The organism is Streptomyces sp. NPDC017943 (assembly GCF_044328425.1).
Classification (GTDB): Bacteria; Actinomycetota; Actinomycetes; order Streptomycetales; family Streptomycetaceae; genus Streptomyces; species Streptomyces djakartensis_A.
The window spans coordinates 1-24,658 of sequence record NZ_JBIRHH010000019.1; the positions used below are offsets into that span (position 1 = coordinate 1).

Genomic DNA, 24,658 nt, shown 5'->3' on the forward strand with positions numbered 1-24,658 from the left:
AGCGGCTCGATCCGGTCCCACATCGCATCGGTGATCATCAATCGGACAGGCACATCCGATCAACTGATCAACCCATCAAAGAGACACGACCTAGGTCCGTGACCATGCAGGGCAGAGGGATCCGGGCGCGTACTGGCCTGCGCCGTTACCGACATGCTGGCCCCGCAGGCCAAATGGCGGAGCAAATAGGTCTCGCCGATCTGCTCACTCATGCGAAGACCAGGGACTCGGCTCACAGCCCTCCCGTCAGGGACTAGCCAGCACACCGCGTTGTAGGGGGTGCGGCAGACGACAACCAGATCATCGAAACGCGGAGACAGAACCAGGTCGTAGGACGTGATCCCGGCCACCGCCCAGTCCCCAGGACTTGCTTGGAAGAGACCCTGGTTGAAGACACCCAACGCAAGCAGGAACCGAAGGCGGCGCTGTGCCGGGGTGCAGTCGTCCAACCCGATGCCATGCGCGTTCCGGCTTACCCCGAGTGCTGCGGCCCCGGAAGCCTCACCCGTGTACAGCCTCCGGCGGTGGCCCATCGAGCGGCGTGCTGAATGCGGCATGCTGACGTCCCTCATCGCTGCCCGGCCAGCAGACGGTCGCATGAAATCGCGCACTGGACTATCGCTCGGATAACGAAGCAGGCGCCCCACACCCTCTGCTGCTCACCACCGTCACGCCGGGAGCGACGGGTGGAGCTACCGGGTCTTCGCACACCGGCTCGCCCACAGCGTAAGAGCAGACACCAGCAGGTTGCCCCACCGAATCGTCTGGTCACCCGATCGAAGGACGAAGCGGATGGGCCCGCTGCCCCGGACGCTGTTCGTCTTGCGGCAGTGTGAAACCGGCGCCACACGATGTGCCTGTTGCCCTGAACGCGCTGGTTCCCGTACTAGCAGATGGCGCGTCCAGGGACAGTAAGTCACCGTTTTATGGGTGCCACCGGTGCGTCACGGAGCGGCCTGGTCATCATTGGACGCCGCGTCACGCCAGGCCTTACGGACCCGCTGCCATGACCGGAGGACATCAGGTAGCTGCTCCAGAATGCCTCGGACAGCGAACAGGAGAACAGAGACGACACCTGCGCCTGCAAGGAGCGTGAGTACCGCTGAGTCGCTCACCGGTTTCCGACCTTTCTTCACGGTGGTCGAACCGGTGGGAAGGCAGGCTCAGTTCGACCACGCTGTGCGTGGGTAGAACTGACTTCCTGCCGACACCAAGAACTCAGACCCGGGATCAGCCCCCGGGGGGCTTCTTGCAGGGTGGTGCATGCAGGCCCAGATGCCTGCGTGTCGAATCCGCTCCCCGGCCGCCCGTGTCGGAGGCGGGACCGGTTCTGCGGAAACCTTCCTGGCACCCCAGCACAAGGCCGGGCCGCCCAGGGCGCGGACAGACCGGGCACTGGGCCCGGCCTGAGATTGCCCCGAAGCTAGCACAACTGCCCTGTGAACAACCTGACTTAGCACGTCGACTTGACAGCGACGGGTTGGTTCCAACCTGCGACGGGCACAAGCGCTCCGACCTCCTAGCAGCGGCGGTGCTGTTAAGGCCAGGCGATCTGTGGTGGGTGTCAGCTCGGGTCCGGGCGTGGACGGGCGCGCGGTGGTTGACGATGGACCGCAGGTGGTGGCTTTCGTGGTGCGTGAGGTAGATGCGGCGCAGCATTCGCACGGCCGCCGTCAGCTCTCGTACAGGGCGCGCATCATCTTGGCCCACTCGGGTGCGTGGGCCATGTCGCTGGCGCAGCTGTTGCAGTGCGGCACCCTGTCGGTTCGCGTGCGGTGTGGCTGGTTGGAGCGGACTTCGACGGTCGTGCGCAGCGTGAGGGGGCGGCGGCACAGCGGGCAGGGGTCTCCGTGGAGCAGTTCCTCGTTCATGCGGCGGACTGTGCACACGGCGGCGGCTTACTGTCTCGGGCTGCCGTGGCGGCCCGCCTGGCGGGCGCTGCGGTAAAGATCTGGTGATGGCCTCCCGCCCGGCGGGAGGGACCCCGGATCGAGCTTTTCCGCAGGTCACCGCCGGGGTTCCATGGGGCGGTGATCAGCATGTCGGAGGTTCGCCCGGGTGACGGGTGGCGCTATCTCTTCCGTGGCGTGATGGTCGGCGACGGCCAACGCCCTGCGGGTACGCCGCTGCGCGCCGCCCAGGACGAAGCCGGTGTCCCGCCCGGCGTGTGGAAGGGCCGGGGCCTGGCCGCGGTCGGCCTCAAGGACGGGGACGTCGTGACCGAGCGGCAGGCCGAACTGCTCTTGGGGGAAGGCCGGCACCCGGACGCTGACCGGATCGAGCGCGAGCTCCTGGCGGAGGGCAAGAGCCCGGCGCAGGCCCGGCGGGCGACCGTGCTGGGCAGGCCCATCGAGCACAACCGCTCAGCCAAGACCGACAAGGCCAAGAAGCGGACGCCTTGGCTGGTCATGGATCTGGTGTTCCGGCCCCCGTCGACGGCACACATCGCGTGGGCGCTCGGGGATGACGAGACCCGCGTGGTGCTGGAGCTGTGCCAGGACATCGCCAGGGACAAGACGCTGGCGTGGTTTGAGGATTCGGTGGCGAGACCCGCTGGCGGAGCGGCGGCAAGATTCGCAAGCCGGTCCGGGATGGGCTGATCGTCGCGGTGTTCCGGCACTACGAGTCGAGAGCTGCCGAGTCCAAGCCGCTGCTCTTCTTGGGGCGCTTCAAATCTGTCTCATTGCCTGTCCCTCGCAGCGGTGAAGATCCGCTTCACGAAGGATCGTTCGCTGGTACACCTCGTCTTTCATCTCTTCTGAGCGGAGTGGCGGGTGCAGCTGTTCTCGGTTGATAAGGCGCTGGTCGAGCGGTACCTGCAGAGCGAAGTCCTGTCCGGGGTAGAGGTAGCGGCGCTCCTGGAGCACCGGGGTATCTCGGATGGCACATCGATCTATCTGGATGACGACACGATGCTGCCGGTGGAGCCCCTGAACTCGTGGGCCAGGTCGCAGTCGTACGCCGACCTGGACGCGTCGACGCTGCGGGAGTACGGCCGGATCATCGCGCGGCTTGACCGGCACCAGCGGACGCGCGGGGGTGACCTGTTGAGTGCCACCGAGTCGGACCTGGTGTCCTACCGGCGGCTTCGCACCAGGCAGCAGAGGAAGCCGATCGGTCCTTCCGCCTGGGGCAAGGAGTCCGGGCTGATCGACCGGTTCTACGGCTTTCTGGTGGATCACAAGCATTTGGAGCGACGTCCGGTGCGGGTGGCCGCTCGGGGGAGGAACGCGCTCAGCCCTCGGGTTCGGCTCGGGATGGACATCCGCCACATGACGTTCGAGCAGTACCGGTACTTCCGCGATGTCGGCCTGGGCGGTCAGCTTCCCGATGCCTCGGTCAACCGGTCCTTCCGCGGCTGGGCTCCGCACCGTGGACGTGCCGGCGCGGACCTGGCCTTGGGAACGGGGATGCGCTGGCGCGAGTGGGCCACCGTGCTGTTGCCCGAGCTCGGTGTCGGAGCAAGCGCTCCCGGATCGGCCGCTGAGTTCACCGTCCAGGCGTGCGCGAAGTACGGCAAGGCCCGCACGATCTACGTTCCCGAGGACGCCATCGACTCGGTGGAGACCTACTGCCTGCTGGAGCGTCCGGAAATGGCCCGGGCAGCAGCGAAGACACTCGGCCGCAAGCACCGCGACCTCTTCGTCGTCAGCCGGATCGACCACGACAACGGCCGCGTCCGGGGAGTGCTGCAAGGTCTCGAGCGCGAGTACGCGATGTCGGCGATGCCAGCCGACCTGCGACGCATCACGGTGATTGAGGGCGAGTTCGGGCTCGAAGCGCTGACGGTTTTCATCTGCCGCGGAGGGCTGATGCCGGGGGCCGATTCCTGGAAGCGCTACCGGCACGCCGCATGGCGCCGCATGGTCGACCTGGCCGACGAGACGACACCGCGACTTCCCGCGAAGCGCTGGCGTTGGCACGACTGCCGCCACACCTACGCACTCCAACTCCTGACCTACCTGGAGAACCTGATGGACGGCGAGGAACCAGATCACGCAGCACGCCGCCGGCGGCACCGCTCCTACCTGACCGGCCACATCCGTTACAACCCCCTGCTGATCGTGAGCCGCAGGCTGGGACATTCCAGCCCGGAGACCACCTACGCCTACCTCGAGTACACCGACGACCTGATCCACGAGTTCGAGGAAGCGTTCAGGGACTGGCTCGGAGACAGCAAAGCCACCTACGCGCAGATCGCCACCCATGCCCTGGGCACGGGCCGCAGCGGCTCCGGTGTGGCATGACGCCTCCGACGAAAGCGAAGCGCGAGCTCATCCGTCAGGCCCTGGCGGCACCGGGTGGTCCCGGCAGGCTGGGGATCCGGGCCGTCGAGTCCAAGCGCGGCGCCGTGCGTCAGGCGGTGCTTCACATCGATCCCGCCGACTACACATGCTCCCGGCTGGCCGCAGAGCTTGCAGACGAGTGGGTGGAGTACGTCACCACCACAGAGATCGCCGGATGGGCGGTGACCTACCGATCTGCGGTCGACCGGTTCTGCAAGGCGATGGACGCCCAGGCCGGACCAGCCGCCAGCGGACTCACGCTGTCCAGTCCAGCCTTGGTGGACCTGGTGGTCCGGTGGGAGCGAAGCCTCCCGGAGACCTACAGCGCCGGATCGAAATGGCCGGGTTACCTCTCCAGCTGCCTGCGCACGCTGATCATCCGCCGGGACGACCATGCCGACCGGAAGGTGGATCCGGCCCTGACTCGCCTCGCCCGAGGACCGATCACGATCTCCTGGGGCGAATCCAGCGAGCGTGACGAGTTCACCCGCGCGGAGAAGCGTGCCATGGTCCGTGCCGCTTGGAAGAGCGTTCAAGCGATGGAGACCCGAATCAGGGACGGGTGGGAACTGGCCGGCCGCGGGCAGCACCCGGACCGCGGCAGCTGGACGAACCTGGCCGACCTGCTCTGGGCACTCGCCTACGGCGGCTTGCAGCCGGCGGAGATCCGGGCCGCTGTTCCGATGGCGACGCGGTGGCCCGATGAGCTGCGGGCTCTTGTCGCCCGCCCCGACGGGACCGTTGTGACCAACACGGCCAGACAACAGCTGCTGACGCAATTGGTCGCGAAGCTCTACCCGACCACGCTGGACCTGCACGCCTTCCGGATTCTCCTGATGGACACCACCGGGCATGCCCCGGAGGAGGTCACCCAGTTCGGCGCGAAGGACGTCGAGTTCCTGCCGAAGGGAGTGCGGCTGACGCTGCTGAAGAACCGCGCTGCGCGGATGAGACACCGGGCATTCCGCGATGCAGACCGAAGCGGTGAGGAGAGCGATGTCTCCGACGAGGTGTTCTCCGACCAGCCGAGGCGCGAGGCCAGCGAGGTGGTCCGGCGGCTCCTGGCGGCCACTGAGCGGGTCAGGCAGAAGGCACCGCACATCACCAACTCGCTGTTCGTTAGGGCCGTGGTCCGATCCGATGGCCAGCTGGCCTTCGACTACTGGAAGCCCCACATTCCCATCGCCACGTTCGGGGTCTGGCTGAAGTCCTGGGGCGTCACCGTGACCGGAGAGGCCCACGTGGGCCGGCTGCGGAAGTCCACCAAGGTCGAGAAGGCGATCGTCACCGGGGGACGCATCAGCGCCGCGGCCGATGACCATCTGGAAGAGACCTTCGCTGGTCATTACGCGCAGGGCACCACGCTGCGGATCGTGTCAGGCCAAGTGATCACCACCGCCCAAGAGCACTGGCTCAACAAGGCTCTGGACAAGGCAGACAGCGTGACCGGGCCTACCGTGGTCACGCCGGAGGCTGCGGAACACACTCCGGACCCGGCCCAGCTTCAGGCTCTCGGTCTGGAGCCGGAGGAGGCTGAAGGGATCATCCAGGGCCAGCTCGACATGGGAGTGACTCACTGCCGCAATCCTTGGCAGTCGCCGTTCAGCCCCGCCGGCGAGCTCTGCGCCGTTGCACCACTGCGCTGCCTGGAATGCCGCAACGCATGGATCCTGCCGAGCCAGCTTCCCCAGCTGCTGCTGTTCGAAGAGCATCTCGAGGGCCTGCGACGACGGCTGCCCCCGCAGAGTTTCACGGCCTTGTGGGGACAGAGCTACACCAACCTCCGCGCGATCCTGGCCGGCCGATCCGAGGCGGAGAAGGTACTCGCCCGCAAGCACATCGAGGCCGGTCAGGCGTCGTTGGACCTGCCCATGGCCGCATACGTGGAGTTCGACGCATGATCCTCACCCTGCCGCAGCAGCTGCGTGCCCCGCTGTTTCGTGACGACGAACCCGTCATCCAGGGCCGCTCACAGACGCACGCTCCCGATCCGGGTGGGCGGATCCCGCGATTCGGGGACACCGACTTCTGGGACTTCAACAGCGTCCTGCGTCGGCCGGCGAACGTGGCCCCCAGTATCTGGCGCATCAGCTTCAACGGCCCGCTGACCGACCCCTACTGGAACCTGCTGGTCCGCGAGATTCTCATGGTTGCTGCGAACCCGACCCACCACGCCGTGATCAAGCACGGCCTGTCGCTGGGCAGCTCGGGCATCGAAGTTCCGACCATGCAGAACTGGACCTCCTACCTGCGGCGTCTGGCGGACTGGGCCGCTCAGAGTGGGTTGCCGCCCCGCCCTGATCAGTGGACGAGCGAGATCTTGAGAAGGCGGATCAAGTACATGCGGGACAGCGGCAGCTACCGCCCCGCCACGACTTACAGTCACGCCTCAGCTTTCCGTCAGGTGATCGCCATCGCTCCCGCTCTGAGCCTGCCTTGGCCTGCCGATGACCCGTGGCCTGGTCAGAGCGCACGGCAGGTGGCCGAATTCCCGCAATCATCAGAGCTCGTCACCGGGGCCGTCCCACCGAGTATCTGGTTCCCCCTCATCGGGGCCGCCTGGACCTATATCCATACCTTTGCCCCTGACATCCTTCGCGCGAGCCGCCGCTACGACGAGCTGAGAGCCAACAGCCAGTCCTCAGTGAGAGGCAAACACGAAGAGCTGAAGGCGTGGCTGGGCAACCCGGCCAACAAGATCCCCGTCCACTACAGCAACGGCCAGCCGACGGGCGAGACACCTCAGCCGAACTACCGGCTTCTGGCGCTGCTTCTCGGAGTCGAACCCAAGGGCGGCAACTCGCTGTTTCACAATCACACCAAGCGTGCTGCAGAGCGACGCCGCCTGGTCCTGGAGGCGGTTGCCGGAGGGACGGATCACCTCCGACAGCCTGATCCACGACCTCGTACAGGTCACACGTCCTGACGGGAGCACAGGACCATGGCACCCGGGCATCGACCCCTTGGCCCTCTATCACCTGAAGATCATGGTGCGAAATGCCGCCTTCATCTTGGTTGTCGGACTCTCCATGATGCGCGACTCGGAGGTGCAGGAGATCACACGCGGCAGCGTCGTCGAGCACTACAACTCTCCCGCTGTCGTCTCCATCCTCCACAAAGGGAGGACCGGCCAGCCGCGCAAACACTGGTGGATCACCGAGCCCGTGGCAGAAGCGATCGCAGTCGTCGAACTCCTTACAGAGAACGACCGGCTGTTCGCCGCCGTCCCGCGGCAAGGAGCTCAGAAGGTCGACGGCGTCCTCATCCTCAAATCGTTCACTGCCTCCGTGAACCATGGGAGAGCCTGGTCTGGACTCGATGAAATCCCGACGGGATACGTCCGGCCCCACATGTTCCGCCGCACCATGGCCATGCTGACCGACCAGTTCGCCGGCTCGGAGATCGCGTTGGGCCTGCAGCTCAAACACATCGCTACCAGGGCTCTCGCTAACTCCGCGACCCGCTCCTATGCCGCGGCCGACACCTCCTGGGCTGATCACCTCAAGGACGCCATTGAGGTGGCCCGCTTCCGAAAGATCAAGGAACTCTTCAACCTCCACAAGGGAGGGCAGCCCATCGGCTTCGGGCCTGGAGCAGACCGCCTCACCGCCACCTTCGACAAAATCATCGCGACCGCCAAGGCACGTGGTGGAGACGCCCGGGTCGAAGAGGACCTCCTGCGCAAGGCACGCGTCACCATCCGCTTCGGCACCCTGAACAACTGCCTCTACGACGACGCCAACCCCTCCGGCGCGGTCTGCCTCGAGCAGGCCGTGGTCCCCTCTGGTCACCGCGGCCCCTTGCACGAGCGATGCCGTCCCGACCGATGCGGCAACAGCATGATCGGACGAGAGCACATCCCGATCCACGACTCACACCGACGCACTCAGCTCAAACTGCTGCAGACTCCCGGCCTCCCCGCATGCCGCAAGCAGCTGATCATCCGCGAAGTCGAACGCGTCGAAGCCATCCTGGACAAAGCCGCCGAGGCCCTCACATGACCACTACAGACAGCGCCAAGGACCGGGTGAGTGCCAAGAGCAGCGCAGCCCTCCGGGCTGCCATGGCCAGACTCTTCGCCGGCCATCCCGAGAGGACAGACGGACGTCTGACTAAGGAGAACCTCTGGCGGGAAGCCCAAGTGAGCCGAGCCACGATGAACAGGGCCCACAGCGTCCTCGCCGAGTGGGATGCCCACATCACGCAACACGGCAAGACGACACCGGGCGAGGCCCGACGCGACGAAACCATCACTGACCTGCGCAAGAAGCTCGCTGCAAAGACCCAGGAATCCACCCGCCTCACAAAGCAGCTGCAGGCCGCAGCCATTGCCATCGCAGCCCTCCACCACGACAACGAAGCTCTCCGCGAGGAGCTCAGCGAACGGGCGTCCACCGTCGTCGTCGGGATCGGACCGCAGCGCAGGAGGCCGAGATGATTCGAGCGTCTGCATCCCCCCGCTGGCTCGAGCCACCCGACGGTCCTGTCTCACCGCGCCGCAGCCTCAAGCCGACCCATCTCACGAACGAGCGCCCTTGACCAGCGTCGACGGCCCGAGCCGATGTCTCATGAGACACCCTGAACGCGAAGAACTGCTCCACGATCACGCGGTGGTGTCGATCCGCGCCCGGCGGCCGGACGACAAGGGCACGTGGGGCAACCTGTCGGCGGACTCGCTGATGACTCACATAGTCGCCGCCGACACCCTCTACCTCCTGTACTTCATGGAGGAGGTGTCCGCCCGGCTCGGGTGGGCGTGGGAGCCGCGCGAGGTGACGCCCGGCCGCCGGCCGGTCATGGAGATCGCGGGCATCGACCAGGGGCTCATCGGCTGGCAGTCGACCCGCCGCCAGCAGATCGAGGACGCGCTGCCCGTCCTCACGGCCAAGTACGAAGAGAAGCATGGGCACGCGCCGGGGAGCGGGCCGCCTACGCGCTGGCCTGCCAGGCCGCCGACCAGACGCGCCCGCCCAAACGCACGGAGCTGCTGTCGCTGACCGAGCTGCGCAAGCGATGGCGCACCTCAGCGATCCGGGCCTACGGTGCCGACGCCGTCGACCGGCTGGCGGAGCGGGCGCGGGCGGCGGCCGCGGCGGTGTGGGCGCGGGTGCGGCCGGTGGTCGACATAGCGCTCGCGGCCGTCGACGTCGTCGCCGTGGTCTACGTGATGCGCGGCGCGTTCAAGCGCCACCACCTGCTCGCCGAAGCCCGCCGCCACCTCGCCTACGTCCTGCGCGGCCGGCCCCACCAACCCGGCCTGGACGACCAGATCGTGCAGACGGCCGTCGACGACTACACCCGCCCGGCCAGCCGACGGATGATGACCGCCGACCTGCGCGCCCTGTACCCGCGCGACACCGAGGACCAGGCCGTGCTGCGCCCGCTGACCCGCAAGCGGACCGCCCCGCCGTACGAGCGGGCCCGCCTCGCCGCCGACGCCCTGAAGGTCCGGGCCCAGGCCGTGCGTCGCGCGGACCGACTGGGCTCCCGCACCCGGCCGCGCACCGTCGCCGTGCCTGCCGCCTCGAGGTCGCACCCGCGGCCGTTCCGCACCGGCCGGAAGGCCGGCCGCGTTCCGGAGCAGACGACCGACGTCGACACGGTGGAGCAGACCCGCCGCACCCTCGCCGAGGCCGCCCTCGCCAGGGTCCAGGAAGGCGCCCGGGAGCGTGCCCTCCTCACCCAAGGCCCCAGACCACAGCCCGCTCCAGCGACGGCCCCGCCGCCGCACACCCAGCAACCCGGCACTCAGCCCGCACCGGGCCCGACCTCAGGAGGAGTCGCGTGAGCACCCCGGAAGAACAGCCCAACCCCGAAGCGGCCCTCGCCCGCGCCCACGCGGCCCGCGCGAAGATGGCCGCCGCGCTCGACGAGGACCAGGAGCCCGAGCCCGATGAGCCCCTGGGGTGGCAGCCGATCTGGAAGCGCCCCCGGAAGCCGAAGTCCAAGGCCGCGAAGAAGCAGGAGCTGTGCAAGCAGCGGCGGCGACTCCAGGACGCCGGGCGGCGCCGACTCGCCGCCGGGCAGTCGCGCCGACCCCGCTCCCGGCAGAACCGGATCGGCAACGCGGCCGCGCGCCGCGACGCCCGCGCCCTGTCCCGGCTGCGGTACTCCACCGCCTGGCTGTGGTGACGATGCCGGACACCGGCCACTGAGTGGACTCCACCCGATGGAGTCCACCCGATGGGCTCCACTGAGTGGACTCCACTCTGGTGCGCACCGGATGACGATGGACGCCACCGTGGTGCGCACGGCGATGTCCACCGCATCCGGTGCGCACGACCCGACGATGCCCAGCACTTTGGCGCGCACCCAGTGCGCGCACCGTATTGGTGCGCGCACCGGCACCCCCTTGTCCAGGTGCGGCCGGGTGCGTGCGTGACCCCTTGTCCAGGCCTGCTACCGGGACGCGCGCACCCTTGTCCACCTCTGCTACCCGGCCCATTTGCCCTTGCCACAGCGCCTTCCGGCCGCCGAACAGACCGCGGTCAAGGGGGCCTGATATAGGAGCCCGCCGCCCGTGGCGCGCGCCTGGTGCGGTTCGCCGGCCCCGATGGCGCGCACCGCGATGGACAGCGCGGTGCGATGGTGCGCACACCGCGCGGCAGTGGTGCGCACCGCTACCGCGCGGCGCGCGCACTACACGGCAGTGAGGCGCACCGGGTGCGCACCAGTCGGTGCGGGGTGCGCATCGAGGGCCTGGCCCACGCCGACGGCCTGCAGCTGCTCCAGGACCACGGCGACGTCCTCGTGATCCTCGGTGAGGATCTCCTTCGTGAAGCCGATGATCGCTTCAGCGATGCCCGTCGCCGTGCTTGGGCAGGACTGCTCCCAAATGCGCAGGGTGCGGATGAAGACGCGTCCGAGCGCCTCCAGGGCGAAGGTGTCCGCGCAGGGCTCGCCCGCAACCTGGTCGGGCAGCGCGGTGACCGGGGTGACGATCCGTTCGGCGACATCTACAAGCAGCGCGGCCACGGACGGATAGTCGCCAGCCGCGAAGTCCTCAGCGGCGTCGGCGTCGCCGGCCTGGATCGCCCGGATGAAGTTGAAGGCGAGCATGACGTCGTCCGGGAGCATCGGGGCGAGCGGTGCGGTGGCGGTGTTCTTGGGCATGACGGCTCCTCAAAGGCCGGACGCCGTGCCGGTCACGGCGCCATGGGAGCAGCATCGAACGGTTCACCTGTGGACAGACTCCGCCGCCGGGCGGGGGAGAAATCACCCTCCCGCCTGCGCCTGTCCTCTGACAGCGAAGTTGGACCGATTGCCAGTGAAGCTGGATGGAGCCCACGGCAGCTCCTCGGGGCTGGCGTGGGGAAGGTGCCTGCGCGGGAGGTTGGTCCTTTCGGCGGCGTTGAGTGGAAGCCTGCTGCTGGTAGCGGTGCCATGGGCGTGGTGTATCGCGTAGACAGCCGCTGTGAGGAATGCCGATGCCTGAGCAGATCTTGCATGTGACCGACGCGTCGTTCGAGGGGGACGTGCTCAAGTCGGCCCAGCCCGTGCTGCTGGAGTTCTGGGCACCGTGGTGTGGGCCGTGCAAGATGATCGCCCCGCTTCTCGACGAGGTGGCCAAGGACTACGGCGACAAGCTCAAGGTTGCGAAGATCGACGTGGACCAGCACCCGGCTACGCCGGCGAAGTTCGGCGTCCGAGGCATCCCTACCCTGATCATTTTCAAGAACGGGGTTGTGGCGCAGACAAAGGTGGGTGCACTGTCGAAAGCCCAGATCACCGCGCTTGTCGACAGCCACGTCTGACCGGCACAGGTCACGCTCCCGACAGCCTCCGACCGCGCCATAGTTGTCCAACTTGCCTGGCAATAGGTCCATGTTCAGTGACAGAGGGCAGCGCCCTTACGAAGAGATCACGGCTCGGCAAAGCCCGAGAACCCGACGTCACACCGCAGCGCGAATCGACACCTGTACAAGGTGAACGGCGGGAATGGCCCGCCCCACCACCCTGGAGCGCCCTGTGGCGAGCACCATCGGCGAGCCCGAGTCCACCCCCTCCCGCACCCGGAAGGCCCCCTCCGCAGCCCCCTCCATCGCCCCCTCCGCGCCCCGTCGCCAGGACCACGGAGTTGGCGCAGGTCAGGCCCGGCGGACAAGGGGCCGGCGCAGGTCCGACAACCCTCTTGCCTCAAGGCGTCCTACTCACCGGAAGAACTCGACAGAGCCCAGGCGGAGGGAACTGCTGCAAGCACTGGGAATCTTCCAGCGGGCGACCGCCGACCAGCTGTGGAAGCTGACCCGCCCGGACAACCGGCACGACAAGCTCACGCGGGACAACCTCCTGGATCTCGAAGACCACCGCCTGGTGAAGATCGAGACCGTCCAGGACGACCAGCGGCAGGTCTGGGTGCTCACCGCCCGAGGACACCGCGAGGCAAAGCAGCTGCTGGAGCCGAAAGGCATACGCGTCTCCGCATTGCGCAAGCAGGACTACGACCCGGACACGGGGGAGGTGCTGGGCGGCGGCTACGACGACCACGCCGCGGCGGTCACCTCGACGGCCGCCGAACTGCACCGCGCGGGCATCGGGCACCTGCTCGGCTTCGAGACCGAGGTACCCCACCGGCTCGGCAGCGGATACGTGCAGCGGGCCGACCTGGTGATGCGGGCGCCGGCCTCCGGAGTGCCCGTCCTGCTGTTGGAGATCGACCGCCGCACCGAGGACGCCCACGAACTGGTGCACAAGCTGCGCCGGTACTGGGAGTGGGGCCGGCTGCTGGCGCCGGACGCGGACAAGCACACCGTGGACCTGGTCCGCTCCCGGCCGGACGGGATCGAGGACGTCGGCCACGAGAAGCGGCTGTGGCGCCGGGTCTACCCGCCGACCGGCCGGGAGGGCCTGGTGCCACTCGCGTTCGTGTTCGCCGACACCACCAAGGCCAAGGTCGACAACACCGTGCAGGTCCTCGAGGAAGCCGGCCGCCGCTACTGGGCTCCGCGCCGGCACGAGAGCTACTACCGCGAGGCGATCACAGCGAAGGACTACAGCCAGGCCGTGCCGGTCGTCTTCACCACCCTGGAACAGCTGACGGAGCACGGCGCGGACGCGGCGGTATGGCGGCGCTTGGGACGGACGGGCGAGCAGACGCTGGCGGCTGCGCTCGACAACCCCGACGGCGACGTCCTCTTCCGCGACCAGGAGGCCCGCGCCGACGCGGAGGACAAGAGGCGCCGTGCCGCTGAGCGGGAGGCGCAGCGGCCGGTGTGCAAACGGTGCGGGGCGAAGTTCACCGACGAGCGCTGGGAGGAGATCACCATGCACCGGACGGCCTGGGAGGCCGGTGACCCGTCCGTGTGCGGGCCCTGCCACGCCGACGACGTCGCCCGCGAGGAAGCCGCCGCCGAAGCCGCCCGCATCCAGGCTGCCACTCCACCGGAGCCGGAGCACGACCACGACCAGGAGCCGGGCAAGCTCCGCGGCCTGTTCCGCCGCCGCAGCTGATCACGGAAACGACGCCGCCCCTCCCCGTCATCAGATGCGGGAGAGAGGGCGGCGTCGTCGGCAAGCTGGATCACACTGGGGCAGCTGTAGATCACCAAGCGGGGAGCGTTGGCCACCTCGACCGCGCAGCTGCTCTCGGAGACCCTTTGAGGGTCACCACAGTCGCGGCTGGACGCCTGATATGCGAGCGCGGTTGTCCGGGGGTGCGGGCGGCTTTTCCGGGCAGCCGGTGCTGTTTCGTCGCTCGGCGATGAGCTTCTCTGCGAGCTCGGCCCCGAGGCGACGTCCTCCCCTGACGTAGGCGCGGGCGCGCTTACGTGTCTCGGCAGGCCATGGCATCAGGGGCATCAGGTGGTCGACGACGAGGCTGGCGGTCGTGAACGGGTCGGCGAGCAGCGGGACGGATACATCGCTTCGTCGCGTCAACTGCAGCGGTTCTTCCCTGACACGTACCATCGTCCATTCCGGCCGGAGCTGTTCTACGGCTTCTGCCTTGAGCCGGTCACGTTCCGCCGAGTCGCGGTGCCAGTAAGAGCCGTCGAACTCCACCACAGCTGCCCGCCCCTGTTCCGCCCACAAGACCATGTCGAGCCGGAAGCGAGCATGCGGTGTTTGAAGCGGGTACTGCTGTTCGCCGCCTGCGAAGACGTACTGCAGTTCCGCGAACAGCTCCGTCTCCTGCCTGGAAACCATCGTCCGCTTCCGGCAGCGCGGGCAGCCCTGCCTGCCCATGAAGACGTGAGCGACCTGTGCCGACCACGGTTCGTGGCCCGCAGGACAGCGCCACCAGGCGGAAGCGTTGGACCCAGCTGTGACTTCGGCAGGAGTCAGCGCGCCATTCAGGGCGGGGTGCCACAGGAGCGCTGTCTCGGGGCTTTCACTCGCCAAGTCGCGGTAGCTTACGCGGCCGGTACACGTGGGGCACTTGGCCAGTCCGCGGACACGGTGGAAGACCTTGGCCCTGAACTCGCCGGCGCACGCCGCGCACTTCCACCAGACCACACGATGGGAACCCGCGGTGATGCCCTCAGCGTCCGGCACGTTGTTGAGCGTCGGGTGCCATTCCGCAGCCAGGTCCGGTCGGGTGTCCGGCAGGGCGGGAGCGCGCCGTTTTCCCCGGCAGTGCGGACATCCCGACCCGGCGATGGCCCGGTTCCTCACTTTTGCCTTCCAGCGGTGGCCCCGGGGGCAGCGCCATCCCAGGCGAACAGGAGAGTTCGTCGGCAGCTTGGCCACATCGGCTGGGGCGATGTCGGGATCCACCTGGGCAAGCAGCTCGGGCAGGTCGGCCAGGAGCCCAGGAGGAGGGGCGTTGTGGCCGGCCCGGGCACAGGTGGGACAGCCTGTGCCGCGGCTACGGTTGGCTATGCGGGCCTGGTACTCGTGCCCGACCGGGCAGCGCCACCAGACCTTGCGCTGAGAGCCCGCCCCGCATTCCTCCGGCGAAACGTCGTTCCGAGGATGCCACTCAGCTACCAGGTGCGGGGCGCGCTCAGTGAGTTTGACTCGCCCGCGTGGCACGTATCCCGCGCAGTCCGGGCAGCCGCTGCCGGCGACCCGGGAGTGGACCTTGGCTTGCCAGACATGCCCGGTGCCGCACTGCCAGAACGCGGCTTTATGAGATCCGGGACCGATCAGCGACAGGTCCAGGTGCGCGTTCAGCGTCGGGTGCCACTGAGCGGCGATGTCTGGTCACTCGTTGATCAGGAAGCGGGCGCGACGCGTCATGTGGACGAACCGTAGGACGTGCTGCTGACACAACCGCCCCACGAGCGGCGTGCATTCAAGCGGTCAGGGCCTCCCGCAACTCGCGTACGGCGCGTTCGTGGTGGTGCTGGGCGGGGATCGCCTCGTACAGGTCCTGGGCGCGGCGGCGGACCAGGCCGGTGCGGTAGTCGACGGGCAGCGCTGTCAGGACGGCGACCGTACGGCGGCACGCCTCTTCGCTGTCGCCGTCGTGATGGGCACAGGCGGCGCCGTCGATGGTCAGCAGGGTGCGCGTCATGGTGCTGGTCGGCGCGGACAGCTCCAGTGCCCGAGCCTGGCTTTCCCGGGCGCGGCGGGTGTCCCCGAGGGTGGTGAAGGCGTGGCTGAGGTGGACGTGGTGCTTCTGCTCGCCGTACGTCAGCCAGGTGTCCGACCGCTCGGATTCTGGGAGCCGGTTCATGAGGGCGTCCGCTGCGGTGAGTGCGGCGCGGGCCTGCTCGCTCTGTTGGTTGAGGGCGTAGGCGCGGGCGGCGACGGCGGCCGCCAGCACCGCGGCGGCGGTCGGCCGGGTGCCGGCCGCCTGCCGGGCCTGGTCGGCGAGGTCTGCTGCCGCCCTCGGTGCGCCGTAGTTGAGCGGCACCATCGCCTCCCGGGCGAGGACCCACGCGTGCATCTGGGGGTCGCCGGATTCGGCGGCGGCCCGGGTGGCGGTGGCGAACCAGGCGCGGGACTCCCGGCGGCTGCCCAGGTCGTGTAAGACGATCGCGGTCATCCCGGCCATCTGCCCGGCGGTCCGGCACAGCCGCGCCCGGACCGGTGCGGGCTGTGGGACGGTGAGCAGCGGGCGCAGGGTCGTGAAGTCGGTGACCAGGTCGGCCAGTACGCGGGTGGGCGCTTGTCCATGGTAGCCGTATCCGTAGCTCTCGGCTGCAGCCTCGAGGTCGGCCAGGTCCTGGGGGACGTTGGGGGAGAGGGTTTGGTCGACGTCGGTCCGGGCGGCGGTGAGTGCGGCGAGGGCCGGAGCGGTGAGGCCGGCGGCCAGCGCGCCACGCAGCAGGTTGCGGCGCTTCATCGGATCTTCTCCATGGTCGGACTCCGTGCTGTGAACGGCGGTGTCCTCCCAGGGTTGCGCAGCAAGCCCCAGTAGGGCACCGGGAATGCGCAGTCCGCCGGCGATTCGCTCGACAGTCGTGAGGGCGGTGACGGATGTGGTGCCCCGGGCGATCTGGCTGACCCGCTCGGCTTTCAGCGCGCACGCCTCCGCGATCCGGTTGAAGGAGATCCCCACGTCGTGGGCCATGGCGAACACCGTGGTGAAGTCCCGCTCACGCAGGGCCCGAACGAAGGTGGGGTCGGTCAGCAGACGGTGCGGCACTTGGGCGGGTGACGGCGGTAAGTCGTCCACAAGCCCTCCCCGAAATCTCGTGGAATGACAGTGCGTCAGCCTCACGACCATACCCACCGTGGGGGCCCCATGGAGGGGTTAGCGGCGGCCCTTGTGGTGGCTTCACTGGCGAGTGTCGCGGCCGTGCTGTCCAGGGCTCGGCCGACCGATCAGGAGGAGGACCCATGCAGAGTCCCGTCCAGCCCCCGCCCGCCACGTCCGGGCCGCAGGCCGGCGGCCTGGTCCGCTCTCGCCAGCAGATCGTCGCCGCCCGGCGCCGCAACGCCATCCCCTCGGACGGCGGCGGCACCGGCCGCAGCGACGGCAACGACTGACGGACCGGGAGCCCTGACGCGATGACGCGCCTGTCCATCGCGGCATGCCTGGGCGAGGACTTCCTCGCCCAGGCACTGCACCGCGAATACCGCCACGTATCCGGCGCCCTGGATGTCGCCGGACTGATGACCTTCGACGACCTCAACCAGATCCTGGCCGGCCACCGCCTGGAGCCGCCGCGCATGCGGCTGTCCCGCGACGGCGAGACGCTGCTGGTCGGCGGGTACACCGCCCCGGTGGCCACGCGTCGGCACACCGTGTGGCACCGGCTCCACCCCACCGAACTGCACGCCCGCCTCATGGAGGGCGCCTCGCTCGCCCTGGACAGCTTCGACGAACTCCACCCGCCGATCGCCCGCCTCTGTGAAGCGATCGAGCGCGAGCTGCGCACCCGTGTGCAGGCGAACCTTTACGCCTCCTGGACCAGCACCGAGGGCTTCGGGGTCCACTGGGACGACCACGACACGATCGTGGTCCAGCTGGACGGCGCGAAGCGGTGGCGGATCTACGGAACCACCCGGCCGTTCCCGCTGTACCGCGACATCGAGGACCCGGTCGAGGCACCCACCGAGCCCGTCGCCGACCTGGTCCTGCACCCCGGGGACGTGCTCTATGTGCCGCGCGGTGTGTGGCACGCGGTCTCCGCCGACCAAGGGGTGCGCTCCCTGCACGTCACCTGCGGCCTGCAGACCCACACCCCCACCGACCTGATGGCGTGGGTGTCCGAGCAGCTGCTCACGCATGAGGACTGGAGGCGCGACCTGCCCCTGCTTGCCTCGCCGGACGTTCAGGCCGACGCCCTGGACGGGATGCGCAAGCGTCTTGCCGAACTGCTGGACGACCCGACGCTAATCGCCCGCTACCGGGCTGCGATGGACGGACAGGCCGTTGGCCGCATGGTGCCGAGTCTGCCGTACATCGACGGCATCCCGGCCGAAGGCCGCCTGCGGGTCCGGCTGACCACGGCCCGTGCCGTGCTGGACGTCGGCCCCGACGCGGTGACGCTGTCCGCCGCAGGGAACGTGTACGAGTTCGCCCCGGCCGCTGAGGCGGTGCTGCGCACGCTGGTCGACGGCCGCACCGTGGACCTCGCCACGCTCGCGGAAACAGCCGGCCTCGCCCTGGAGGATGTCGCCGTCCTGGTCCAGGAGCTCGTCGCCGGGCAGGCCGCGACGGTGGGGAGCCTGCTATGACGGCACAGCTCGCCCTGGGCACTTACCGGTGCCGGGCGATCCTGGAGGCGGCTGCCCGTGCGGCCGCCTCCGGCGCGCAATGGATCGACACTGCCCCCAACTACGCCACCGGCCAGGCGCAGACCCTGCTTGCCCCGGCCCTGGAAGCGCACCCGTCCCTGCGGGTCTCCACGAAGGCCGGCTACTTCACCAGGGCCACCGGCAACGAAGCCGTAAGCGCTGGGGTCCTCACCGAGGACCAGACCGTCGCCGGGCACAGCCTCGCCCCGGACTATGTGCGCTGGCAGCTCGCCCGCAACCGTGAGCAGCTCGGGCAGCAGCGGCTGGACCTGGTCCTGCTGCACAACCCCGAACGCGCGCACGCCGGCGACCGGAGCGCCCTGCACCACGCGATCCGGAACGCGTTCGCCGTCCTGGAGGAAGCCGCGGCGGCTGGGCACGTGACCGGGTACGGCATCGCCACATGGGCGGGCCTCGAGGAAGAGGTCTTCACGGTGGGGGAGCTGCTCGCCCTCGCCGCCGACGCCGCTGGCGGGCAGTGTCACCACTTGGTCGCGGTCCAGCTGCCGGTCAGCCTGGTGATGATGAGTCCGATCGTGCAGGCCTTGGACGGCCGGGGCCCGCTCCCGGCCGCCGCTGGCGCGGGGCTGCGGGTGATGGCGTCCGCGCCGCTGCACGGCGGTGAGCTGCCCGGCATGGTCGGCCAGGAGCTCGCCGACCTCATCCGGCCGGGCCTGACCCCCGCACAGGCGTGCGTTCTGGCGGTCGCGTCATGCCCAGGAGTGACGGACGTCCTCATCGCCGCTTCCAGTGCGCCACACTGGAGGGAGGCGGCCGATGCCGTCGCTCAACTCTCCCTGACCGCCGCCAAGTTGCGGGAGATCACTGGTGTACTCGCCTCCCCCTGACCCGGACACCGAGCGCCGCATGCGCGCCCACCACGCCCGCGCCGCGAAGGCCCTGGACGTGCAGACCGAGCCAGGCGGGGAGTTCTGGGGATGGGCCGGGCGCACCCTGGGTGCCCCGGCCCGCACCGCCACCGGCGCCCCGGCGTGGTTGCGGCTGGTGTCCGCACCGGAGGACAAGGCGTCGGGGAAGCTGTGGGACGGCGCCCTCGATGCCCAGCACGTCTTCGGCGACCTCGACGGGCACCGGCCCGCCCTCTTGGCCGTCCACGACGCCGTCGACGACGGCACCGCCTACCGGGCGGAGCTGTCGGTGCGCGTCGATGAGCCGGTCCTGTCCGACGACCCGATCCTCCGGCACGACCTCCAGCTGCCGGACTCCTGGTGGGCCGACCTCGCCGGGACGCTGGAGAAGGTGTCGGCCGTCGACACCGACCGCGTCGCCGTGCGACAGCAGTACATGGACCGGGCGATCCCCCAGTTCGTCGGCATCCCGGCACCCGCCGCCATCTGCTGGACCACCGCCCACTCCGACGTGCACTGGGCCAACCTCACCGAGCCCCTCCGGATTTTGGACTGGGAGGGATGGGGCCAAGCTCCGGAGGGGTTCGACGCCGCCACCCTCTACGCCTACACGCTGCTCCAGCCCGACACCGCCGCCCGCCTCCGCACCGTCTTCCCGATCCTGGGCAGCCCGGCCGGCCTCGCCGCCGAAGCAACCGTGTGCGCCCAACTGCTCCAGACCGTGGCCCGCGGCGACAACCTCGGCCTCGAAGACCAGCTCCGCACCTGGGCAGAGGAACTGCGCCACCGCTGAAGAGGGCGCTGAGGAACACCGGCAGGTCCGTCATGGCCGGGGCGACCACGAACCCCGACCATGAGGCCGACCACGCCCCCACCCATGCCGCGCGCAGCCCCGACCACGGCAGGTCAGCGCCTTCAAGGGCGTGTACATACTGCTGGTCATGACGTCTGCGCTCGCCACCCGCATCAACGCGATATCCGTGGCGCTGGCGGCGTGCTGGGCGGGCTTCGGAGCTTTCCTGGGCTTTCTCCTGGGCGGCTGGTGGGTGGCCGCGACCGGGGCGGGTGTAGCCGGCCTGGGCGCGGGAGCCGGGCTCTTCTTCTACCGCCGCCGCGTGATGGCTTCCCGGCGAGCCGCCGAAACAAGGGGGCACACGGAAGGAACCGCCGACGCGGTCCTGATGGGCATTGCGCTGTACCACGCCGCAGTCTTTCCGCTCACCCCTAACGGAGTGAACGAAGAAGAACAACAGGCCCGACGCACCGTCGCCTACCGGCTTGCCGCCGACGACGGCCTGCCCCGCGCGGTTCGGGTGGCGGCTGCCGCAGCGCTGGAGGCCATCGACGAAGGCCAGGACACCGAACGCGCCCAGGCAGCGGTCAAGGCCCTTACTCTCACGGTCTACGACTGCCGCGCCGACCGCTGACGCACCCAGCTGGCGGGAGAGGCGACGTGGACGCAGCCGAGCTCGGGCGTCAGCGCGGTGGCGCCGTCATGCGAGGAACGTCGCCGGGGGAGAGGTCAAGGCGGGCACGGTGCAGGCGTGCTGGGTGGCGCCACCGGCCGGAGGCATCGCGGGCGACATCGACGCCGACCTCGACCACCAGCTCGGGTTCCACCAGCGTGACGTCCAGCGTCTCCCGGCTGCCCCACCCGGCGGAAAACGACCAGCCCGTCCACGGATGACCGCGCCGGGCCAGATCGAGTAGCCCGGCGACCGCGCTGCTCACGGCCTGGGCGAGAGTGGTGGTGCGGCCGGTGTACTGCAGACGGCCATGGTCGTCGTACCTGCCGAGCAGCAGACTGCTCGGCGCGGCAAGGGAACCGGTGATCGCGCCGACGATCGCCTCTGTGGTCTCGTGCACCTTGTACTTCCGCCACCCGCGCACCGCAGGCTCGTACACACTGTCCAGCCGCTTGAAAAGCAGGCCCTCCATTCCGACCGACGCCCACGTCAGCCACTCACGCACGGTGTCCGGGTCGGTGGTCGACGGGCACAGCGCCCAGGGGGCGGATAGCCGACGCGAGGCGAACACGGACTCGAGCGCGGCTCTGCGCCGCCGGTACGGCCATCCGGTCGTGTCGGTTCCGGACAGCCTCAGCAGATCGAACGCGACGAAGTGGGCTGGCCACTCGCCCGCGGCCCGGGACGCCCCGGCGCCGCGCCGCTGAAGCCGGTTCTGCAGCCGCTCGAAGGCGAGCCGGCGGCCCAGGCCGGCCCGCGGAACATGGATACGTTCCAGGAGTGGGCGTGCGCAGATGCTGTCGTGACGCTGGCCAGGTGTCAGAAGGATCGTGAGCGGCCGACCGGGACCATCACAAGCGAGATGGATTTTGGTGGTCAGGCCTCCTCGGGATCGGCCGAGGGCGTGATCGTCCGGTTCGTCCGACCTGTTGATCCCCCTTTTCGGCCCGTGCTGGCGGCGTGCTGATGGGCGCGGACGATGGTGGAGTCGATCTGTACCAGCCAGTCGATCTCACCGGCCGCGTCGACGCGGGCCTGGATCTGCTGAAAGGCCCGGGTGAACACGCCGTCCAGGGCGTAGCGGCGGAAGCGGGTGTAAACCGTCTGCCATGGCCCATAGCGTTCCGGCAGGTCACGCCACGAGTTCCAGTCCGGATCTTGTAGACCATCCCGTTGATGACCTGCCGGTCCGACATACGAGGCCGGCCCGTCGCCGCCCGCGGAATCAGCGGAGCGAGTAACTCCCACTCCTGATCAGTGAGTTCATGGCGACGAATCACCTCACCATGATCCACCTTTTGTTGATCTTTGAAGACGGACCCTAGATAGGGGCACCCCCCTTAACGAACCCACAACACACCACGCCAGCGAACCCGCGGTACACCGCCAAGCCTCATCCGAGCGTTAACAAAGTCCGGCCGGCGGTCTGACCCAGGCGCGCCTCGCAGTGCGTTCGATCAGTCTGGAATGCCCCGGGCCGCCAGCACTCACGTGGCTGCTCTATGGAAAGCGTTAAGAAAGCTGCCCTCTTCCATATGGAAACCGTCAACAGTCCAACCATGTGAACGCCCTTCACCGTATGTCAAGGTGAACCGCGAAGCGCGGATGTGGAACACCTGACAGATGGCAAGGAAATGAACGAGGATTCTTACGGTCAAAGAATACTGGAAGCTAGCCTTGAGGGCCTTCCTCTCGTCCTTCAGGGAATCGGCACCATAACTAGAAACATCAAGGCCTACGGGTCCGGGGTTGCAATCAATGGAATGGTAGGTCTCAAGCAACTAGTCGATGAAGCACAGCGCTATTTGAGGATCTACCGGCACCCGGATCAAATCCACCCGAAGCCCAACTACTACAAGGCGGCCAGTGGAGCCGTCAACATCGCTGGCGCAGTCGTTTACGGGGCTTCGAGCGCCGGAGTCCTAGGCCCAGCCGTGGGAGGAGCAGGCGCCATCGCCCAAGGACTTTCCTACTACACGACCAAACTCCTCCCACAGGACACAGGTACCTACTACCCACCCCTCCCCACTCACCACCGCCACCCTCAGCCTCAAGCCACCAACACCTCACAGCAACAACTGCCGCGATCCGCTCCTGAAATGACCGAAACTGAAATTTCCATGCCCCGACCAGTAAGCCTCGTCGATCGGCCAGGAAGCCCCAGCGTTGCTCATGCGGCGGCCATGTGCACCCCTGGGCACGAGAACCGAATCAACGAAAGCAGTACGCCGCAAACGCCTGATTCGCACTCCCGCCGCTCGCTTCCTGGAGCGATTACGCCGTGGAACCATCCGCAACAACCGCGTCGAAACGCCCTTTAGCCTCGATCTTTCGTGACGGTCCGTCGGTTGTTTCGGCGGGCCGTTTCGGCTGTTCGGGCTGGTGGCAGCCTGGCCGGTGTGGCGCAGAGTGCGCAGCACGGACGCCGTCCACCTCACACGCAGGCGGTTCCCGGGTGCCGTGTGACAGCACGGAGCAGGGCGTAAGCGCATGCCAGCTCGATACGAGTACCCCGCGGACGTTCACTATCCATTGATCAGTGTCCTTCAGGCGCGGATCAGCGAACAGAGCCTTAAGATCGCGAAGGAGCAGGGTGGTGATCTCGCCGGCCAACGTCACTTCGGCGTGTCGGCCGTCGACCGCGGTGATTTCCAGACTCGGCTGCGCGGAGTAGGGTTCAGCTCTCGCAAGCGACCTTCCACACGATGTGGTACGCCCCTTCCAGTCTGCATCCGAAAAGGTCGAGTAGTCAGCGGCCGAGCGCCTTCTCCTGGATTCTGTGCGCGGGACAAGGGGAAGGGCATGGGGAGGGTGTGGGCAGGTGGGCCCTGTCCTGGCTGAGCGCTGCGCGAGCAGAAGGCGCTGCTACGCACAGCGATCGGATCTCAAGAAAGGGCGCACGGCGATGCAAGGATTCCGAAGATGGCTTGTCCAGTTTGAGCAGGCGGCCACGCCGCTGGGTGACCTTGCCCGTCTGGCCGCCGCCGACCGGGCCTGGCCCGACGGACCCAACCGGTTGCCCACCTACATCAACTACATGGAACGAGCCGGTGCCTCCACCTCAGCACTTCAGGCGCTCCTCGACGCCTGGGTGCTGTATGCCGCGGAAGAGTCGGGGACGACGCGCACACCCCGCCACTGAAGCCCTCACGTCGGCCGCGTCGTCTCCCGGCGCTCGCATACAACGCTCACCCACCTGGGTCATGCGTGTCGGCGACTCGTGAAAATCGCCACCCGCACCGTCACATCGGCAATTCGGCTTCCAACCTTTACCGCCGATGAGCGCCCGCTCCGCGGATCTGCGGGCCGGCGGAGTGCCAACCGGGCCGCCTGTCTGTCCAACCCGCAGCCGAGTCACCGACGCTTTGCGGCTCACTCGCCGTCCTGGCCGTGACGTGGTGAACACCTGCTCGTTGAACTGTTCATCGCGCCATGAACACCCGTCCCCTCGCGGAAGCGCGAGCAGGGCCCCCAGGCACGCCTGGAATGAGTCTGGGTCCTGACCGAGCCCGGCCCACCTGACAGGGTCGGGCGCTTCTGTGTACCGGGTCAGCGATGGACCTGGATGCAGGGATTGCCTGACGACTGCCTGGCCATCCCGCACAGCCACGTCCCGTGCGGGAACCTGGCGTTGACCTTCCAGGAAGCGGCGGCGAACCGGGTCATCCCGGCGGTGTGGAAGCGGGGTGTCTTCCAGCGGGTGACGTTCGACTGGGTCGCGGCGGAGCCGGTGTGCCGGTAGACGCGGAAGGCCTCGGAATGGCGGTGCCGGCTGCTGGTGACGGTGATCGTGTCGACGTGCAGGCCCTGACCCTTGACGGCGTGGAGTTCTGGTGGCATTTCATTGCTGGTTTCGCGGGGGATGTACATGGCGTCGAACATGTCGACGTCGATGACGCTGGGTTGT

20 protein-coding genes and 4 pseudogenes are annotated in these 24,658 nt (G+C 68.4%); 16 read left to right on the forward strand and 8 right to left on the reverse strand.

What is annotated here, in order from left to right:
- Nucleotides 1–1,673: 1,673 nt before the first annotated feature.
- Nucleotides 1,674–1,871 (reverse strand): hypothetical protein, encoded by a 198-nt coding sequence (locus ACH4C6_RS33950; RefSeq protein ID WP_398112526.1) that lies wholly within the window; start codon nt 1,869–1,871, stop codon nt 1,674–1,676.
- Nucleotides 1,872–2,090: 219 nt separating this feature from the next.
- Here ACH4C6_RS33950 and ACH4C6_RS33955 point away from each other — a divergent pair.
- The 8 genes and pseudogenes from ACH4C6_RS33955 to ACH4C6_RS33990 form a co-directional block, all read left to right on the forward strand.
- A pseudogene (locus tag ACH4C6_RS33955) lies at nt 2,091–2,656 on the forward strand (relaxase domain-containing protein); the annotation flags it as partial.
- Nucleotides 2,657–2,774: 118 nt separating this feature from the next.
- Nucleotides 2,775–4,247, forward strand: coding sequence for a hypothetical protein (locus tag ACH4C6_RS33960; protein ID WP_398112527.1), 1,473 nt, complete (start codon nt 2,775–2,777; stop codon nt 4,245–4,247).
- Nucleotides 4,244–6,187 carry a hypothetical protein gene (locus ACH4C6_RS33965; protein ID WP_398112528.1) on the forward strand — a complete coding sequence of 648 codons (1,944 nt, stop codon included), beginning with the start codon at nt 4,244–4,246 and terminating at the stop codon, nt 6,185–6,187. Before ACH4C6_RS33960 ends, ACH4C6_RS33965 begins: the two co-directional genes overlap by 4 nt.
- The gene (locus tag ACH4C6_RS33970) at nt 6,184–7,212 is read left to right on the forward strand and encodes a hypothetical protein (protein WP_398112529.1); all 1,029 of its coding nucleotides are present in this window, start codon (nt 6,184–6,186) and stop codon (nt 7,210–7,212) included. The genes ACH4C6_RS33965 and ACH4C6_RS33970 overlap by 4 nt, the downstream gene beginning before the upstream one ends.
- A gap of 37 nt (nt 7,213–7,249) precedes the next feature.
- Nucleotides 7,250–8,287 carry a hypothetical protein gene (locus ACH4C6_RS33975; protein ID WP_398112530.1) on the forward strand — a complete coding sequence of 346 codons (1,038 nt, stop codon included), beginning with the start codon at nt 7,250–7,252 and terminating at the stop codon, nt 8,285–8,287.
- Nucleotides 8,284–8,724 (forward strand): hypothetical protein, encoded by a 441-nt coding sequence (locus tag ACH4C6_RS33980; RefSeq protein ID WP_398112531.1) that lies wholly within the window; start codon nt 8,284–8,286, stop codon nt 8,722–8,724. Before ACH4C6_RS33975 ends, ACH4C6_RS33980 begins: the two co-directional genes overlap by 4 nt.
- 148 nt (nt 8,725–8,872) lie before the next feature.
- Nucleotides 8,873–10,074 (forward strand): annotated as a pseudogene (locus ACH4C6_RS33985) (relaxase domain-containing protein); the annotation flags it as partial.
- Nucleotides 10,071–10,418, forward strand: coding sequence for a hypothetical protein (locus tag ACH4C6_RS33990; protein ID WP_398112532.1), 348 nt, complete (start codon nt 10,071–10,073; stop codon nt 10,416–10,418). The pseudogene ACH4C6_RS33985 and the gene ACH4C6_RS33990, both read left to right, overlap by 4 nt.
- A gap of 507 nt (nt 10,419–10,925) precedes the next feature.
- On the opposite strand, the gene ACH4C6_RS33995 is transcribed toward ACH4C6_RS33990, so the two are convergent.
- Entirely contained in the window at nt 10,926–11,399 is a 474-nt protein-coding gene (locus ACH4C6_RS33995; protein WP_398112533.1) for a hypothetical protein, read from the reverse strand.
- A 314-nt stretch (nt 11,400–11,713) separates the two neighbouring features.
- Here ACH4C6_RS33995 and trxA point away from each other — a divergent pair, with 314 nt between their 5' ends.
- A complete protein-coding gene (trxA, locus tag ACH4C6_RS34000) occupies nt 11,714–12,040 on the forward strand; it encodes a thioredoxin TrxA (RefSeq protein WP_398112534.1) in 327 nt (108 codons plus the stop codon).
- A 487-nt stretch (nt 12,041–12,527) separates the two neighbouring features.
- Nucleotides 12,528–13,736, forward strand: a complete 1,209-nt coding sequence (locus tag ACH4C6_RS34005) for a replication-relaxation family protein (RefSeq protein WP_398112544.1) — start codon at nt 12,528–12,530, stop codon at nt 13,734–13,736.
- A 153-nt stretch (nt 13,737–13,889) separates the two neighbouring features.
- On the opposite strand, the gene ACH4C6_RS34010 is transcribed toward ACH4C6_RS34005, so the two are convergent.
- From ACH4C6_RS34010 to ACH4C6_RS34020, 3 genes and pseudogenes are all read right to left on the reverse strand, one after another.
- Nucleotides 13,890–14,429, reverse strand: coding sequence for a hypothetical protein (locus ACH4C6_RS34010; RefSeq protein WP_398112535.1), 540 nt, complete (start codon nt 14,427–14,429; stop codon nt 13,890–13,892).
- Between the two features lie 72 nt (nt 14,430–14,501).
- Nucleotides 14,502–15,422, reverse strand: a pseudogene (locus ACH4C6_RS34015) (zinc-ribbon domain-containing protein); the annotation flags it as partial.
- Nucleotides 15,423–15,519: 97 nt separating this feature from the next.
- A complete protein-coding gene (locus ACH4C6_RS34020; RefSeq protein ID WP_398112536.1) occupies nt 15,520–16,848 on the reverse strand; it encodes a hypothetical protein in 1,329 nt (442 codons plus the stop codon).
- Between the two features lie 164 nt (nt 16,849–17,012).
- On the opposite strand from ACH4C6_RS34020, the gene ACH4C6_RS34025 reads away from it, so the two are divergent.
- The 5 genes from ACH4C6_RS34025 to ACH4C6_RS34045 all read left to right on the forward strand — a co-directional run bounded on the left by ACH4C6_RS34025 (nt 17,013) and on the right by ACH4C6_RS34045 (nt 20,712).
- Entirely contained in the window at nt 17,013–17,162 is a 150-nt protein-coding gene (locus tag ACH4C6_RS34025) for a hypothetical protein (protein ID WP_398112537.1), read from the forward strand.
- A gap of 21 nt (nt 17,163–17,183) precedes the next feature.
- Nucleotides 17,184–18,356 carry a JmjC domain-containing protein gene (locus ACH4C6_RS34030; RefSeq protein WP_398112538.1) on the forward strand — a complete coding sequence of 391 codons (1,173 nt, stop codon included), beginning with the start codon at nt 17,184–17,186 and terminating at the stop codon, nt 18,354–18,356.
- Nucleotides 18,353–19,264: an aldo/keto reductase gene (locus tag ACH4C6_RS34035; protein ID WP_398112539.1), complete on the forward strand. Its 912-nt coding sequence runs from the start codon at nt 18,353–18,355 to the stop codon at nt 19,262–19,264. Before ACH4C6_RS34030 ends, ACH4C6_RS34035 begins: the two co-directional genes overlap by 4 nt.
- A complete protein-coding gene (locus ACH4C6_RS34040; protein WP_398112540.1) occupies nt 19,245–20,078 on the forward strand; it encodes a hypothetical protein in 834 nt (277 codons plus the stop codon). Before ACH4C6_RS34035 ends, ACH4C6_RS34040 begins: the two co-directional genes overlap by 20 nt.
- 148 nt (nt 20,079–20,226) lie before the next feature.
- A complete protein-coding gene (locus ACH4C6_RS34045; RefSeq protein WP_398112541.1) occupies nt 20,227–20,712 on the forward strand; it encodes a hypothetical protein in 486 nt (161 codons plus the stop codon).
- A gap of 49 nt (nt 20,713–20,761) precedes the next feature.
- Here the strand turns inward: ACH4C6_RS34045 and ACH4C6_RS34050 are convergent, their stop codons facing one another.
- Together ACH4C6_RS34050 and ACH4C6_RS34055 are read right to left on the reverse strand one after the other, a co-directional pair.
- Nucleotides 20,762–21,685 (reverse strand): ATP-dependent DNA ligase, encoded by a 924-nt coding sequence (locus ACH4C6_RS34050; RefSeq protein WP_398112545.1) that lies wholly within the window; start codon nt 21,683–21,685, stop codon nt 20,762–20,764.
- Nucleotides 21,628–22,046: pseudogene (locus ACH4C6_RS34055) on the reverse strand (IS5 family transposase). Before ACH4C6_RS34055 ends, ACH4C6_RS34050 begins: the two are co-directional and overlap by 58 nt.
- A 1,526-nt stretch (nt 22,047–23,572) precedes the next feature.
- On the opposite strand from ACH4C6_RS34055, the gene ACH4C6_RS34060 reads away from it, so the two are divergent.
- Nucleotides 23,573–23,893 (forward strand): YozE family protein, encoded by a 321-nt coding sequence (locus tag ACH4C6_RS34060; RefSeq protein WP_398112542.1) that lies wholly within the window; start codon nt 23,573–23,575, stop codon nt 23,891–23,893.
- A gap of 407 nt (nt 23,894–24,300) precedes the next feature.
- Here the strand turns inward: ACH4C6_RS34060 and ACH4C6_RS34065 are convergent.
- Nucleotides 24,301–24,658, reverse strand: a 358-nt coding sequence (locus tag ACH4C6_RS34065; protein WP_398112543.1) for a hypothetical protein, incomplete at its 5' end; no start/stop codon positions are given.